Annotated in this window: 17 protein-coding genes and 1 tRNA gene; 11 read left to right on the top strand and 7 right to left on the bottom strand. The window is 36.2% G+C overall.

Going from position 1 to position 15,526, the window contains the following annotated elements:
- Positions 1-4: 4 nt before the first annotated feature.
- The 3 genes from pseI to HH_RS04425 form a co-directional block, all read right to left on the bottom strand.
- Complete coding sequence (pseI, locus tag HH_RS04435; protein ID WP_011115748.1) at positions 5-1,054, bottom strand: pseudaminic acid synthase; 1,050 nt, start codon at positions 1,052-1,054, stop codon at positions 5-7.
- Positions 1,051-2,598, bottom strand: a complete 1,548-nt coding sequence (gene pseH / locus HH_RS09890) for a UDP-4-amino-4,6-dideoxy-N-acetyl-beta-L-altrosamine N-acetyltransferase (RefSeq protein ID WP_011115747.1) — start codon at positions 2,596-2,598, stop codon at positions 1,051-1,053. Before pseH ends, pseI begins: the two co-directional genes overlap by 4 nt.
- A gap of 98 nt (positions 2,599-2,696) precedes the next feature.
- Entirely contained in the window at positions 2,697-2,924 is a 228-nt protein-coding gene (locus HH_RS04425; protein WP_041309040.1) for a hypothetical protein, read from the bottom strand.
- Positions 2,925-3,082: 158 nt separating this feature from the next.
- On the opposite strand from HH_RS04425, the gene HH_RS04420 reads away from it, so the two are divergent.
- From HH_RS04420 to HH_RS04405, 5 genes are read left to right on the top strand one after another with little or no spacing between them, the layout of a single operon-like run.
- The gene (locus HH_RS04420; protein WP_011115745.1) at positions 3,083-3,412 is read left to right on the top strand and encodes a hypothetical protein; all 330 of its coding nucleotides are present in this window, start codon (positions 3,083-3,085) and stop codon (positions 3,410-3,412) included.
- Between the two features lie 47 nt (positions 3,413-3,459).
- The gene (locus HH_RS09520; RefSeq protein ID WP_011115744.1) at positions 3,460-3,636 is read left to right on the top strand and encodes a hypothetical protein; all 177 of its coding nucleotides are present in this window, start codon (positions 3,460-3,462) and stop codon (positions 3,634-3,636) included.
- 19 nt (positions 3,637-3,655) lie between these two features.
- Positions 3,656-4,882 carry a hypothetical protein gene (locus HH_RS04415; RefSeq protein ID WP_011115743.1) on the top strand — a complete coding sequence of 409 codons (1,227 nt, stop codon included), beginning with the start codon at positions 3,656-3,658 and terminating at the stop codon, positions 4,880-4,882.
- Between the two features lie 17 nt (positions 4,883-4,899).
- On the top strand, positions 4,900-5,097 hold the full coding sequence (locus tag HH_RS04410; RefSeq protein WP_011115742.1) for a hypothetical protein: 198 nt from the start codon (positions 4,900-4,902) through the stop codon (positions 5,095-5,097).
- A 26-nt stretch (positions 5,098-5,123) separates the two neighbouring features.
- Positions 5,124-5,333, top strand: a complete 210-nt coding sequence (locus HH_RS04405) for a hypothetical protein (RefSeq protein WP_148141015.1) — start codon at positions 5,124-5,126, stop codon at positions 5,331-5,333.
- Positions 5,334-5,335: 2 nt separating this feature from the next.
- On the opposite strand, the gene pseF is transcribed toward HH_RS04405, so the two are convergent.
- Complete coding sequence (gene pseF / locus HH_RS04400) at positions 5,336-6,043, bottom strand: pseudaminic acid cytidylyltransferase (RefSeq protein WP_011115740.1); 708 nt, start codon at positions 6,041-6,043, stop codon at positions 5,336-5,338.
- A gap of 11 nt (positions 6,044-6,054) precedes the next feature.
- Entirely contained in the window at positions 6,055-6,768 is a 714-nt protein-coding gene (gene flgH, locus HH_RS04395; RefSeq protein WP_193328816.1) for a flagellar basal body L-ring protein FlgH, read from the bottom strand.
- A gap of 194 nt (positions 6,769-6,962) precedes the next feature.
- On the opposite strand from flgH, the gene HH_RS04390 reads away from it, so the two are divergent.
- Genes HH_RS04390 through HH_RS04375 form a run of 4 tightly spaced genes read left to right on the top strand, consistent with a single transcriptional unit; the run spans position 6,963 to position 11,175 of the window.
- Positions 6,963-7,952 (top strand): DMT family transporter, encoded by a 990-nt coding sequence (locus HH_RS04390; protein ID WP_011115737.1) that lies wholly within the window; start codon positions 6,963-6,965, stop codon positions 7,950-7,952.
- Positions 7,952-9,178, top strand: a complete 1,227-nt coding sequence (gene ilvA, locus HH_RS04385) for a threonine ammonia-lyase (RefSeq protein ID WP_011115736.1) — start codon at positions 7,952-7,954, stop codon at positions 9,176-9,178. Before HH_RS04390 ends, ilvA begins: the two co-directional genes overlap by 1 nt.
- 9 nt (positions 9,179-9,187) lie before the next feature.
- Positions 9,188-10,492 (top strand): glycosyltransferase family 39 protein, encoded by a 1,305-nt coding sequence (locus HH_RS04380; protein ID WP_011115735.1) that lies wholly within the window; start codon positions 9,188-9,190, stop codon positions 10,490-10,492.
- Positions 10,493-10,494: 2 nt separating this feature from the next.
- Positions 10,495-11,175: a hypothetical protein gene (locus HH_RS04375; RefSeq protein ID WP_011115734.1), complete on the top strand. Its 681-nt coding sequence runs from the start codon at positions 10,495-10,497 to the stop codon at positions 11,173-11,175.
- A 36-nt stretch (positions 11,176-11,211) separates the two neighbouring features.
- Here HH_RS04375 and HH_RS04370 read toward each other — a convergent pair.
- Together HH_RS04370 and HH_RS04365 are read right to left on the bottom strand one after the other, a co-directional pair.
- Positions 11,212-11,287: transfer RNA gene (locus tag HH_RS04370), tRNA-Lys, on the bottom strand.
- Between the two features lie 65 nt (positions 11,288-11,352).
- Positions 11,353-11,808, bottom strand: a complete 456-nt coding sequence (locus HH_RS04365) for a Fur family transcriptional regulator (RefSeq protein ID WP_041309310.1) — start codon at positions 11,806-11,808, stop codon at positions 11,353-11,355.
- Between the two features lie 247 nt (positions 11,809-12,055).
- On the opposite strand from HH_RS04365, the gene HH_RS04360 reads away from it, so the two are divergent.
- Both HH_RS04360 and HH_RS04355 read left to right on the top strand, forming a co-directional pair.
- On the top strand, positions 12,056-13,462 hold the full coding sequence (locus tag HH_RS04360; protein WP_011115731.1) for a methyl-accepting chemotaxis protein: 1,407 nt from the start codon (positions 12,056-12,058) through the stop codon (positions 13,460-13,462).
- A 7-nt stretch (positions 13,463-13,469) separates the two neighbouring features.
- The gene (locus tag HH_RS04355) at positions 13,470-15,479 is read left to right on the top strand and encodes a transglycosylase domain-containing protein (RefSeq protein ID WP_011115730.1); all 2,010 of its coding nucleotides are present in this window, start codon (positions 13,470-13,472) and stop codon (positions 15,477-15,479) included.
- Positions 15,480-15,526: the final 47 nt, after the last annotated feature.

Here is a 15,526-nt window from a genome sequence, read left to right as displayed (position 1 = left end):
TTAACTATTTGACATCACTTAATCGGAGAGGCTGTGCAGCTTTGAGTGCGACTTTGGCACTCTTGCCTAGAATCTTATGCAAATATCGTGGGTGTTCTCCGCCGCTAGGACGCACGACAGAGAGATTTTTGTGCGTGAATTTTTCACCTTTTTTAATATCTGCACTTACCCAAATGCTTCGTGCAAATTGTCGCCTTTTTTTGCGTATATCTGCGGAAATTTTAGGTTTTTTGCACCCTAATGCCAAAGCGGTATCGCGCACTTGCTCTACCATAGCTTTAAATTCATCTTTATTCATACTAAAGGCGCTATCTACACCACCAAGTGAGGAGTCAAGAATAAAATGCTTCTCAATCATACTTGCTCCTAAGCTTGTAGCGATACTTGGACAAAGTGCACCAAGTGTATGGTCAGATAATCCATATTTGATATTGTATTTTTTATAGGTTTTAGCAAGTTGAGGCATAGCAAGGAGATTTGCAGATTCTAATGGGGCAGGATATTCACTTATGCAATGAAGTAAGGTAATATCCTTACAGCCATATTTATGACAAATCTCAAGTGCAGTTTTAAGTTCTTTGTGCGTAGCTACGCCTGTGGAAATAATGATTGGCTTTTTTGTTTTGGCAATGGCTTCTATAAGCTCATAGTGCATTACTTCAAAACTTGCTACTTTATAAATCGGGCATTGCAAAGATTCTAAAAATGCAACACCTTTAGGTGAAAAAGGTGAGCTAAAAATAAGCAAACCTAACTCTTTTGCAAGAGAAAAAAGTTCTTTATGCCATTCCCAAGGAGTTTGGGCTTCTTTATAAAGTTCATAGAGATTGCGTTTATCCCAAAGTGTGCCACCACTAATGCAAAAATGTGGCTCATTTGATTGAAGTGTGAGGCATTCTGGCGTATAAGTTTGTAGTTTCACGCCATCAGCGCCACAAGCGGCAATCGCACGAATAGAATCTTTAGCAATTTCTAGGCTTTGGTTGTGATTTGCACTAAGTTCGGCGATAATAAGGGGAGTATGGGATTTAGCGATATGTTTTGATATGCTCATAAATGTTCCTTATACATCAATATGACATCATAATATCGTCTTGTATCTTTTTCTTTTTGAGCGATAAAATTATGCAACACGCCTTCATATATATAACCTGTTCGTTCATAGAATTTGCGAGCTTTGATATTGGTGCTTAGAACTTCAAGGTGGAGAGTATGAAGCCCTAAATGTTCAAAGGCTTGAGATTCTAAAAAGTTTAGAATCGTGCGTCCCTTAAAGACTTTTGCACAAAAAGGATTAGTATAGATACCGATAAAAGCGTGTTTATGTGCGAGATTAATGCGTGTGAGTGAACCTACACCGATATATTCATTTTCTTGACATAAAAGCCAATATCGCCTTGAAGCATCATCTTTAAGTTGTTTAAGAAAATCAAAATGCGTTTGAGGTAAAATTCGCTCGCTATACATCCATTGCGCAATTTGCGGGTGATTACGCATTTCAAGCACAAGATGGGCTTCTTCTTGTGTGAGCTGGGTAAAATCTTTTGCTTCAATCTCTTGATTGTGAGAATCTTCTGTGGTTTGAAGTGCTAAAGACTTGATAAGATTGTGGAGTGCAAAAGGGAGTTTTGTACCTAAAGAAAGTGATTTGAGCGCATTTTGAATATGTATAATATCTTTGGGTAAAAGTGTAGCAAGGATTCTAAGTGTATCTTGTGGGCTTTGGGCTTGGAGTATGACATTTTTTTGTGCGTATTGTGTGATTTGAAAATGCTGATTGGTAGCGGATTCTATAATAATACTTGGGATTTTAAGCGCGATGAGTTCAAGCATACTCCCACCTCCTGCACTTATAGCAATATCACATTGCTGTGCTTGAGAAAGAAAGTCATAAGGGTTTAAGTTGTGATAAAGGCTTATGTGTGGATTTGAGGCTTCTTTTAAAGATTGAGGTAAATGCAGAGTATGCGTATATCCACCGCCTAAGATAATATGAAAATGTTTATCTTTAAGGTTTGGGTGTGTTAAAATCATTGTAGAGAGACTATCTACAAATGCTTGAGCAAGATTGCTTTTATCCACACCGCCAAAAGTAACACATATATTTTTTAATTCATTTATACTTGATTTGCTGCATTGAGCTTTTGAATCTGCGCAGGGAAAAGGGAGGATTAAATATTCCTCTCCGCACCAAAATTGCTTATTTTGAGGAAATACAGATGTCGCATTAGGAGCGGGATTAAGGATATAGCTTGTGGGTGGATATACATCTCTAAAGGTATCATCAAGGCAAATGAGCGCTTTTGCTTCATTGCTTAAGCGATGATAAAACCATTCCTGCGCCTCATAGCTATCCACAATGGCAATATCAAGCATTTGGGGCTGGGTAGAGAGCCACTCGTAATTTTTGCATTCTATTTGTATTTGCAGTGGGGGCAGGAGTGTGTCAAGTGCGGGAGGAGTAAAATTGCCACGATTATGTAAAGTGATAGAATCTATTTGAGGAATGCGCCCACAGAGAGCTATAAGTTTTAAACAGCGATAAAAATGTCCTAATCCATATGCACTTCCGCTCTCACAAAATATATCAATACGCATTTACGCCCTTTAGCCAAAATTTTTGATTATGCAGCAAAGTTGATTCCATAAAGCGAAGAACACAAATATAAAAGGATAGTAAAAGAATGGATTTAGAGTTATTTTGATGAGTTCAGCAGATTAGATGGCGGAAGAGTGCGCGGGTCAATGGATTTAATCAGTGATTGTATTTCTTCATTATACATCTCTTGCGTGTAGATTCTCTCGCGCATTTTAAATCCTGCTTCAATAATAGCAAACAATTCAGGCTTTGTGTATTTCCACCTCTGCAATGTGCGCGTAGTAATACGCAAGATTCTCGCCTTATCTTGCTGGGTATATTTCATAATTTTCCTTATATTTTTATGGATTTGCAAGTTGTAATAGGCGAATTAAATAAAATTTTCTCTTGATTTCAAATTACGAAAATATTTCATATAAAAATAAATTTTTAAGAAAATATATCTTATTATTGCAATTTCAATTTTGAAACAAGGAGATAAAAATGGAATATCAGAATGATAAGATAGATGCATTTGATAATGAAAATAATCAAGATATTATTAATGATGAAATGAGTAATGTGGATATAGCCAAGAATATAGGTAAGGGTGCATTTATACTTGGTAAAAGAGCTTTTGAAGCAGCTAAGACGAAAATAAATGCAGTACAAGATAATAAAGATAAATTGGCTGATAAAAGTGATGATGAACTCATTGAAATAATTAAAAACAATGGTTCTATGAATACAAGTAGTATGGCGGCTTACCAATTATTAAAGGAGAGAGGGTGTGAAGGCTATGAAATGCGAGAGCTTTTTAGAAATGAAAAGTAGCGTATTTATAAATGCACTTAAAGCTAATTTAAATAAAGGAGTAAAAAATGGCAGAGCATATTGATGTGGTATTTAAGTGTCCTTGTGGGGCACATCTAGAAACAAGATCAGTTCCTAAAGGGAAAACTTCAAAATCAAAATGGAATAAGACCTGTAAGTCTTGCAAACAGACTATCGTTTGTGAGTTTGTTGGCACTCGTGCCTTTACAAGTGTTAAAAAATAATATTAGGGAGTGCGATAAGATGATAAAAAACAAACTATACATTACTCTTGTCTTTATTGTATTTGGAGTGGAAAACTTACTTGCTGCAAACTTTAAGGTAGAGTATAAGCAAAATCGACAAAATGGTAGAGAGTGGGATATAACTGCTACTTCATTGGTCAATAATATTACACTTAATGATGTGCGTGTTAATAGAGGGAACTGCAAAAATGATTTTAACTTAAGACAAATGACCGCAGCAATGATTATGGCAAAAACTAAACCAACTAAAGAACAGGAAAATCAAATGAAAATTGATGGAGTTTCTATCGGTATGAAATGGCGAGAACCTAAAGATTTAGATTATGCAGAGAAATATAAAAAGGAAATATTGGAATTAAAAATACAAAAGCATAAAAAACTTTGGCAAGACGAGGATGGCATATGTCGTCTTGCTAAAGATTGGTCTTATAGTTTTAGGGAATTAGCAAAAACATCTGAGTGGAGCACATCGGGAACTCCCGAGGTTCAACTATCACAAGAAGATATAAAAAAGATGGAAGTAGCTTATAAGGAATATTTCTGTCCCGCCATAGAGAAAGTATATGAGAAATATTATAATGTGATTAGAGAAAAGGGAATGCAAGAATCAAGGAGCTATCCTTTGCATAAGTATTTAGAAGATGAATTGTTCAAAGAAGAAAACTTGCAAAAGATTCTCCCAAAAAATGTGCTTGGTTTCAGTATGCGAGAAAAATGCCCATTATGCAATGTAGATACTTGTAGCGATGATGATCCTACGAATTTTTACAGCAATAGAGATAAAAATAGATATTGCGACTATCAGTTTGAAATGGATGATTTACAGAAACTAAGGATGAATACATCTTTATTTAATCCTTGTTCTTCTCGTAATGATTGCACTATTATGGATATATCCAATGATATAGATAGGGCAATATATGGGCTTACCTCTAAACCTAGTTATCAAAGGAATATTGCAGAACTCAAACAGCTTGGTGTAAAATTTGAAAGAACTGAAGTGCCAGACGAATACTTTTCTACAACTTATCCTACCCTTCCTCCATTTGCAATGATAGTGGATGAAATTGTGGAAAAACCTAAGAAAAAGACAGCCCCTTCAAGCAAGCCTAAGCTAACTCTTAAATATGGGCAGAGTGTAGTGTTTTCTGTTCCTCTAAGTTGTCGAATCTTGGAAGTGCAGTTGATAGGCGACAAAGGCACAGAAACTTACAATTTTAAGTAAGTTAAAAAAGAGTATTTATGCGCTATTGGATTTGTGTATGTCGGGAGGAAAACTATCCTTATGAAAAAGAGATATATGGTGAGGAATGTCAATGGTGGAAATTTTGGGGGGAGAGCGAAAGGAAACATTCTGTATGTTTTGAGCTTATGAGGGAGGGCGATAAGGTGCTGTGCTATGAGGCTAAAACACATATTTTAAAGCAGTGCTTGAAGTAAAAGATAAATTTGAAAATAATCAAAAAATGATATTATCTTTTGAGCGTAAAGTTGGTGTGCCTTTGGATACAATTACCGATAAAGAGCATTATCAGCAGATTCTTAAACTCAACAACAAAGACAAATATGGTAAAGATAAATATGCTCCATTTAATGAAAGCCAAAATAATTTACTCTTTGGGACATATTTTGCTACGACAAAAGAGCAATTTGAGTATATTTGTTCATTGGTATAGCTTTAAGATTCTATATTCTTGTTTATAGAATCTTCTAAAAGTCTATACTTCATCTCTGCCATTGCCCAATCCTCAAGTGTATCAATGTCTTGGACTTCTTTACTTGGCACAATTATTGCACTTGAATGAGGTGCAAAAATAGGCAGAGATTCTCTCCACGCATTCACATATCCCCAATAGCACTGCCCCGCATCGTGATAGACTTGCTCTAAATCTTGTGAGCGCGTGAGATAATGCTTTGGAAAAAGCATTTCTATCTCATCATTTTTGATGCAAAAACTCCGATAAGGATTATAATAATAGCTTACAGCACAAAAAGCAAAGAGTTTGTGCGGATTTTCTAAAAGAGCCTTTAGTCCAAGAGAGAGTGTTTTTTGAGTAAGCAAAGGTGCAGTGGGATAAATCACGCAGAGCAAATCCTCTTTGTGTAATTTTAGTGATTCTACGGCGTGTTTTGCCACAGGTGCAGTGGGGGTAAAGTCATCACTTAGCTCTTTTGGGCGCATAAAGGGCACTTTTGCTCCATATTCACACGCAACTTGTGCGATTTGTGTAGAATCTGTGCTGACTATGACTTCATCAAAAAGTGCAGATTCTAATGCTGTAATAATAGGATAAGCAATGATAGGTTTGCCACAAAAGGGCTTGATATTTTTATCAGGTATCCTTTTACTTCCACCACGAGCAGGGATAAGAGCGACTTTTCTCACACACTTACCGACTAAAAGGGATACAGAGATTCTATGCCATCGCTTACAGGTTTTTTATGATTTGTATCACTGATTGGTCCTAGCGAAGTGTAGGCAATTTTGGCATTTGCGATATGTTTGCTTTGCACAACATTATCTTTGCTAATATCAAATGAACGCACCACGCCGCTTAATTCAAGGATTTGTTTCTCGCCATCTACAAGCACTTCTCGGCGTCCGTGTATGAAGTAGGTATTGTTATCAAGCACTTTGACAATTCTTGCTGTAATCGTAGCATTGAGGGCTTCACTTCGCGTTTGTGCTCCTCCACCTTGAAAATTAGAAGTATTATTTGCTTTGGTAAGATTATAAGCCGCTTGGTCATTGAGTTCAGAAACAATTTGTTTTTGCTCTTCATTATTACCTGTGTATTCTATGGATGGAGGCGTTACATTGCCCCCACTTGCACCATTGTAGTTTTTATTTGTTGTGAAATTTGCATTGGCATTTTCAGAGATAACAATCGTAATAAGGTCATCGGGCTTCATTGCGCGTCTATCAGAAAAAAGTGGTTTATCTCCGCTACCAAAAAGGCTTCCTGCACGGGGTAATTCGGGAATGTCATTATCTGCGGATTCTCTCTCTTCTACCCAATCAGGCGCGTTAAAATCAATGTTAGGTTCAAAGGCAAAGCTGTGTCGTGGATATAAAGCAATAAAGAGAATTAAGATTCCAATAAGATACATACCTATACTTTTTATAAGCATTTTACAATCCTTTGTAAGAGTTATAGGCTCTTAAGCAAAGGCTATTCCATTATTTTAATTGCGCATACTCATAAGGAGATTGTGTGCAATCTTAGAGTTCAATTTGCATTAAAGCAACAAGCTTTTGATACAATAACTTTTTGGTTGTGCAAAAAGGCAAAAGGAGTGCGTGAATGAAGCAAAATATTACTCAAGGCATTTTAGCAATGCTCATTTCATCTTTTCTTTTTGCTCTTATGAGTGCAGAGGCAAAAATCCTTTCAGATTCTATTCCGCCTATGGAAGTGGCTTTTTTTCGCTCATTTGTGATGATTCTCCTTTTGCTTCCACTGCTTTTTAATAAACCTATGAAATTGCCAAGACATAAAAGCGGCGGTTGGTGGATTCTTGTGGCGCGTGCTGGTGCTGGAGGACTTAGCTTTGTGGCACTTTTTTATAATATTGCTACCATTTCTCTAGGCACAGCGAGTGCTTTTGCTCAAAGTATGCCCTTATATGTCGTAGTGCTTTCAATAATATTTTTAAAAGAGCATTTCAATGTAGGCGTGATTTTATCTACTATTTTAGGTTTTATAGGGATTTTGCTTATATGTAACCCTTCTTTAAATGAGTTAGAAATGCTTAATATTGTCTTTGGTATCGCAGGTGCACTTTCTATGGCAGTTGCATTTTTGAATCTTCGCGCGCTCAAGGATTATTTTAGCTCGTGGGTGATTGTATTTTCTACAGGAGTAGCAATGAGTGTTATGGCATTGCTACTAAGCTGGTGCGGTGTGCCATATTTTGATGAGCAATGGGTAATGCCTAATGGGATAGAGTGGCTACATATTGCATTGCTTGGTTTTTTTGGCACTTTGGGTCAGCATTATCTTACAAAAGCTTATATGATTGCGCCTGCTGGAATCATCGCGCCTATTGATTATACGCGCTTAGTATTTTCTGTGATTTTGGGCGTGATTTTAGGTGATGCTTTGCCAAATCTCCCTACAAGTGTTGGTATTGTGCTTATTATCCTTTCTGGTGTTGGTGTGGGATTACCCGTGCTTTTAGCAGATATGAGGCGATTAAGAAGATATAGGCGCATTTCAAGTTCTCTTAACGCAAGGCACGATACAATCCGCAATACAGAGGGAAAATCTCACAACAAGACAAAGGATATATGATGAAAAAGCAGATATATGAAAAAGTAATAAAAGCCAAGCAACGTTTAGAAAATGTGATTATTCCCTCGCCTTTAAGCTATGCACCTATGCTCTCTCTTTTAGCTCAAGCTGATATTTATCTTAAAAAAGAGAATCTGCAACTGACGGGAGCATTTAAGATTCGTGGAGCGTTCAATAAAATTGCCTCTTTGGTTGAACAATCTACTCATTCCCAAATACAGGGCGTTATCGCTGCAAGTGCTGGGAATCACGCGCAAGGTGTTGCCTATGCTGCAAAGCATTTTGGTATAAAAGCCGTGATTGTAATGCCCGAAGCTACTCCTTTACTTAAGGTAAGTGCGACAAAAGCTCTTGGTGCGGAAGTGGTTTTAAGTGGAGATAATTATGATGAAGCCTATGCTAAAGCTTTGCAGGTTGCTAAAGAGCGTGATTTAGTGTTTATTCACCCTTTTGCTGACGAGGAGGTGATTGCAGGGCAGGGCAGTATTGCGCTTGAGATGATACAAGAATGTGAGGATTTAAATGTAGTAGTTGTGCCTATTGGTGGAGGTGGTTTGATTAGTGGTATAGGGAGTGTGTATAAGCAACTATATCCGAATGTAAGAGTTATAGGTGTAGTGGCAAGTGGTGCAGACGCTATGAAACGCTCTTTTGAGAGTGGTGCTATCCAAAAAATAGAATCTGTGCGGAGCATTGCTGATGGTATAGCTGTGCGTGATGTTAATGAGGAGAATTTTGCGCTTGTGCAAGAATGTGTTGATGAAATAGTGAGCGTAGATGATGAAGAAATTGCAAATGCTATTTTATTTTTGATTGAAAAACAAAAACTTGTTGTTGAGGGTGCAGGAGCAGCGAGTGTAGCAAGTATTTTGCACAAAAAGTTTGCACTTACAAAGCAAGATAAAGTAGCACTTGTGCTAAGTGGAGGAAATATTGATATTACTTTGCTTAATGTTATTATTGAAAAAGGTTTATTGAAATCTAATCGGAAGATGAAGCTTGAAGTCGTGCTCATAGATAAGCCCGGTAGTTTGCAAGGGCTAACAAATATTTTAAGTAAAGTGGGTGCAAATATCGTTCAGATTGAATATGATAGGACTTCTGTTATGCTTAAATATGGAGATGCACTTGTAACAATGGCATTAGAGACAAAAAATGAAGAACACAAAGTGCTCATTCGCGAGCAACTTCAACATTATGGTTATCATTTTAATGAGATTAATTAGGCAAAAGCAATGATAAGAGAGATTTGGGAGATATATAGAGATTCTAATTTACGCACAAATGTGCTTTTTTGTTTGATTTTGGGCATAAATGTTTTTTTGTTATTTCTCTTATGCGGCGATATAAGTATTCATTATAAGGAAGCTTTTGGCGTATTTTATTCTCAAGATTTGGCTTTTATTATTGCGCGTTTTTCACTTAAGCTATTTGGATATAATGACTATGCTCTGCGTTTGCCTTTTATTCTTATTCATATGTGCAATATGTTTCTTTTATATAAAATTTCTAGAATCTACCTCAAAAAACCTCGTGATGCGTTGGTTGTAATACTCATTTATGCACTTTTGCCCGGAGTAATGTTTAGCGCACTTTTTGTATTAAAAAGTGGTTTGATTATTTTTGTGGCACTTTTATGTTGTTATTATCAGATGAGATATCAAAAAATGCCTTATATTGTGATGTTTTTTGCAATATTTTTAGATGGAATCTTTGCGATTTTATTTTTTGCACTCTTTTTTTATGCACTTAAAAATAAAAATACTTTAGGAATGATTCTCTCCTTGCTTTTTTTTGCTTTGAATATGTATTTTTTTGGGCTTGATGTTTCAGGTGTTCCACGCAATTATTTTCTGTCAAATTTAGGGAATATGGCTTTGTTTTTTTCACCTTTGTTGCTCATATATTATATCTATACGCTTTATAATGCTCTAAGAAAGCAAAATAACGTGCTTTTAGATATTGGCGCATCTTCAATGTTTTTTGTTGTGCTGCTTTCATTGAGGCAAGATGTAGATCTTGAAACACTTTTTCCTATGAGTGTGGTAGCTCTTCCTGTGGCAATTAAGCAATTTTTTTCAGATATGAGGGTGCGTTTGCCTTCATTTAGGGTAGGTTATGTGCGACGATTCGTAATGATTTTAGCGCTGCTTTTTATTCAAACCTCCTTACTTTATGGCAATAAAATATTTTATCTCTTTGGTATGGAAAATCACTTTGCAAGTTCGTATTATATTAGCAAAGATGTAGCACGCTTACTCAAGCAAAAGGGCATTGATGCGATTAAAACAAGTAGTCGCAAATTAGAGCTTGCTTTACGATTTTATGGCATAAAAGGAAGTGAAGAGCCTTATTTGATGCCTGTGAATAATCTCAATGAAAGTTATGAGAATGAAATCCCTGTGATATATTTAGGGAAGAAAGTGGCATCATTTGTGATAGTGCCCTCTGTGCAAAGTCGTCCTATTACTACTACACAATCACGACTTAGGCAAAAAATAGAATCAACAAAATCTCAATCAGGTCAATCCAAAGATTAAGAATGAAACTCTTTGAATGTATTGTTGCTTTAGGTATGTTCATAGTGCTTTTCTCATTTGTGCAGATTCGGAGCAATCATTCTTTAGAAGTAGCTTATAGCACACTTATCTCCCATCTTAAAATGCTTCAGCTTTTTGCTTTGAGCGATGATAATATGTTTATACAAGCCCAAGATGCGCGCGATATGCTCCGACTTTATCCTTCTCTTGATGTAAATGCACTTGTAGCACAACATCGTAACGCTATGTGGCAGATACAATTTCATTTGGGTAAAATTTATACCACTCATAGCTATAGCCTTTATATTGATACACCAAGAATGGCGACTACTACGAATTTTGATAGTCGTCCAATGGCAGGAGATATTATTCTTAAAGATATGGATAGAAAATGCTTAAGCGCCTATAATAACACCAATACCGCTATGGAATGTAAAAATAATGCTCTTGCAGAGATACGATTAGGAGAGCGTTTCGGGGTAGAGAATATTCTTATAGAGTCTGATAACTTTTGTAAAGAGCGTGAAACTGCGAGAATTTATTTTGATAGGCGAGGCGTGCCTTATTGCGGAAAAATTCCTACAGCTTTGCGCTCACCATTTAAGATTACTTTATTCAAAGGAAGTGAGCATAAGAGTCTTTGTGTATTGCCACAAAGCGGTGTCATTAGGACAAAATGTTAGAATCTGTATATTTTGTAGAAAAATTGTAAGTTGAGGTGGTGGACGCGCAGAGGATCGAACTCTGGACCCACTGATTAAGAGTCAGTTGCTCTACCAGCTGAGCTACACGTCCTTTATTGCTTAAGTTTTAGCAAAGCGTGATTATACACAAATGAATTTTAGTTTTTAATTAAACCTTTAGAGTCCTTGACATTTCGAGCATTTGACAAATAATCTCATATCGTGGCTGATGAGTTTTGCGCCAAATTGTTGTGCAATATCAAGTTGCAAACGTTCAATATCTGCATCTACAAACTCTATAATGTCGCCACAAGCTAAACAAATAATATGGTCGTGATGTTCTTTGGCAGCAATTTCATAGCGTCTTCCACTTTTATCAGCCTCAAGAGCAGTAATAAATCCCTCTTTTTCAAGGAAGCTTAGGATTCTATATACAGAGGAGATACTTGCATTTTTATCAGTTGTTTTGATAATATTAGTAATCTCTTCAGGGCTAAGATGTGTACCACTTTTATATAGCACAGCAATGATTTCTTCGCGTTGTTTAGAATTTTTAAGCCCATTTTTTTTAATTGAGCTTCTTAACCTTTCAAGTATAGAATCTAGTGTTTCCACGCGATGATTTGCATTCATATTCATATACGCTCCTTGTTGCGCTTTTAGGATTGCGATTCTTATTTTATGCAGGATTATAGCAACAAAATACAAAAATGCAAATAAGAAAGCTTATCATTAAATATTTTCTCTTTTTTCTTGCTTTAAAATATACAAAATTGCAACATAAAGCAGAACTTTATGACGATTTATAGATAAAGAGACAGCATTTATTGTAAAATGCTATAATGTACTCGTTTATTAATTGAAAACACAAGGAGAAAGTATGTTTGGTTCCAGCAAAGCACTACAACGTCAAATAATGGAAAGAGATGCACAGATTGCAGAAATCACAAAAGAGCTTGAAACTTATAAAATGCTTGTAGGCTTTTCACAAGTAGAAGCAATTATTGGGATAAAAGACGAGGAGATTGTTTATAAAAATGATGTTGCCTCAAAAATAGAGAGTCTTGATATTTTAAAATCCCAATTAAAAGAACATATAGATAGTATAAGCCACATTCGTGATGAATACAGTGTAACAAGCGCACGCGTTGGTGATATTGTGTATTATTCACTTGTATTACTCAATCATTTAACAAATAATAGAACAGGTACAAATCTTTTTAATATTTATACAAAAAGCCTCAAAGAAGGTATAACAGGCACACAAGAATCATTACAAAACGTGCTTACAGAATCAAATGATGTTACTAAGCATTCAGTTAAAGCCGCAGAATCTGCAGAAGATGGATTAGGTATGAGCACTGCTGCATTGGAGCAAATTGAAACTTTATATGAAAAAATGCAAGCGGCTTCGCAACTTGTAGATTCTCTTACACAGCGTAGCAATGAGATTACAAGTGTTATTTCATTAATTGATGATATTGCTGAACAAACAAACTTACTTGCTCTTAATGCAGCAATAGAAGCGGCACGTGCAGGAGAACACGGAAGAGGATTTGCTGTTGTTGCAGATGAGGTACGAAAACTAGCAGAAAAAACACAAAAAGCTACAAAAGAAATAGCAGTTGTTGTAAAGTCAATGCAACAAGAAGCAAATGATATTCAAACAAGCACGGAAGAGACAAATGAAGCTACAGATAATGTGCGTGAGGGAGTTGTGAAACTTCACGGGGTGATTAATAACCTTAAGCTAGGCAGTCTTATTACAAAACACAGCACATTAAATTTGAGCAATAGAATCTTCTGTGTTTTGGCAAAACTTGACCACGTTGTGTATAAAAATAATCTTTATTCTTATATATTTGGCTTATCTGATAGCTTTAATTGTGTGGATCATCATAATTGCCGATTGGGCAAATGGTATTATGAGGGCGATGGTAAAATGGCATTTGCTAATACACAAGGCTACAGAGCTCTTGAGGCTTATCACGCAGGGGTTCATACAGAAGCTATTTCTTTGGCACAAACTTTTGCTGATACCAATCAATCTTGCTCTAAAACCTTTATTGATAGCAAGATTGTGGCAATGGAGCAAAATTCTAATGGTGTTATGGATTCTATCCTTGAGATGTATAATGAAAAACGTGTAGAAGTATTTGATGAAATTGGACGACTAGAAAACAAAATGGAAGAAGATAAGAAGAATCCACAAGCAAGTATTCAGCTAGAATCCCACACAGAATCTCAAAGTGATGAGTCCTCAAATAAAGAGGACTTAGGAGATTAGCAAATAAATGTGGCATAGAATAAAGCATAGTCTTTTTGTCATAGCTATTATTGTTGGAATAGGAGCAGGAGCATACCTTATCAAGCTTTTTTATGAGGTTGAGTCTGAAGTGAGTAAAATTACAAATTACCAATTTGCTCTTGCCTCACAGATAGTTGATAGAAAAGATAGACTTATTGCAAATGTTTTTACTGATGAAAACTTTAGATTCTATGCAACTTTTGATGAGATACCGCCACGTGTGATTGAAGCACTGCTTGCAGTAGAAGATACGCTTTTTTTTGAACACATAGGCATAAATCCTGATGCAATTTCGCGTGCTATGCTTAAAAACATTAAAAGTATGCGTTATGTGGAGGGAGGCAGCACACTTACCCAACAGCTTATTAAAAATATTGCACTTAGTCCAGAAAAAACGCTTAAGCGTAAAATCACAGAAGCAATGCTTGCTATTCATATTGAACGACATTTGAGCAAAGAGAAAATTTTGGAACTTTATTTAAATCGTATTTCATTTGGGCATAGTTATCACGGCATTAAAACAGCGGCTTTGGGGTATTTCCATAAGAGTTTAAATGAGCTCACATTAAAAGAGATTTGTATGCTTGTAGGGCTTCCTAAAGCACCAAGTTTTTATGACCCTACAAAAAATAAAGAATACTCAATGGCACGTGCTAATGACATTATTGATAGACTTTATGATATTGGTTGGATATCTACGGAAGAATATGAAAATGCAAACAAAGAAGTGCCAGAAGTCTTTAACCAAACACTTACCCAAAATGTTGCTCCGTATGTTGTTGATGAAGTATTACGTGAGTTAGCTCATATTGAAGATTTAAAAACAGGTGGATATTATATTAGGCTTAAGATTGACTTAGATTATCAGCTTGCGGCACAAGAAGCAATGGCATATGGCTATGATGAAATTAATAAACGTCTTCACGAGCGTTATCCTAAAATGTTTGAAAATGGGGATTTAAATGATGATACACTTAATGGCGCAATGGTTGTTACAGATACGCACACAGGCGATATTTTAGCAATGGTAGGTGGCATAGATTATGTAAAAACAAAATTTAATCGTGCCACTCAAGCTAAAAGACAGCTCGGCAGTTCTATAAAACCTTTTATTTATCAAACTGCATTTGATAGGGGAGATTCTCCTGCTACTTTTGTTCCTGATGTGCCTCGCAAATTTGCAACAAAAGGTGCAGCAGAAGCCGCCTCTGAAGCCACTCAAGAAGAGACAGAATCTAAAGTATGGAGTCCTTCAAACTATACAAGTAAATTTCACGGATTTATGACGCTTAAAGATGCCTTACGCACATCAAGCAATCTTGCTACAATTAATCTTGTGGATCAAAATATAGGTTTTAATAATGTTTATGCTTCGCTTAAGCAAGATGGTTTTGAAAATCTCCCAGAGAATATGTCTATTGTGCTTGGCAGTTTTGAGCTCTCGCCGCTTGAAGTTGCGCAGCAGTATTCAATGTTTTCAAATTATGGCACAATTCTTAAGCCTATGCTTATAGAATCTACCATTAATAAAAGTGGCGAGAATGTGTATAACTCTCCTGAGCAGACGCGTCATATTACTACTGCTGCTCAAGCATTTTTAACTATTGATATTTTACGTGATGTTGTTAATCGTGGCACAGGTTCAAGGGCGCGCATTGTTGGTTTGGAGGTCGCAGGGAAAACAGGAACATCAAATCGCAATGTTGATGCGTGGTTTTGTGGATTCACTCCTGATGTCCAAGCGATTGTTTGGTATGGACGCGATGATAATACGCCTATAGGTCCTCACGAATCTGGTGGTATAGTCGCTCCTCCAGCATTTGCATATTTTTTCTCTAAAGTTTTAACCTTTGACCCGGGTATTTCAAGACGTTTTAAAGTGCCAGAAGGTGTGGGGCTAAAGACTCTTGATTATGGAGATTTTTATTTTACAGAAAATTCACCATTGCCAACTAAAAGACCTGTGGTTGATATTGATGAGGAACTTTTATTTTAGTGTAGAATCTTAAATCCATTTTTACTTAAAACTAGCTACAATATCGT

This window comes from Helicobacter hepaticus ATCC 51449 (assembly GCF_000007905.1).
GTDB classification, from domain to species: Bacteria; Campylobacterota; Campylobacteria; order Campylobacterales; family Helicobacteraceae; genus Helicobacter_C; species Helicobacter_C hepaticus.
The sequence above is the reverse complement of the archived record's forward strand: the minus strand, read 5'-3'. Positions and strand labels throughout refer to the sequence as shown.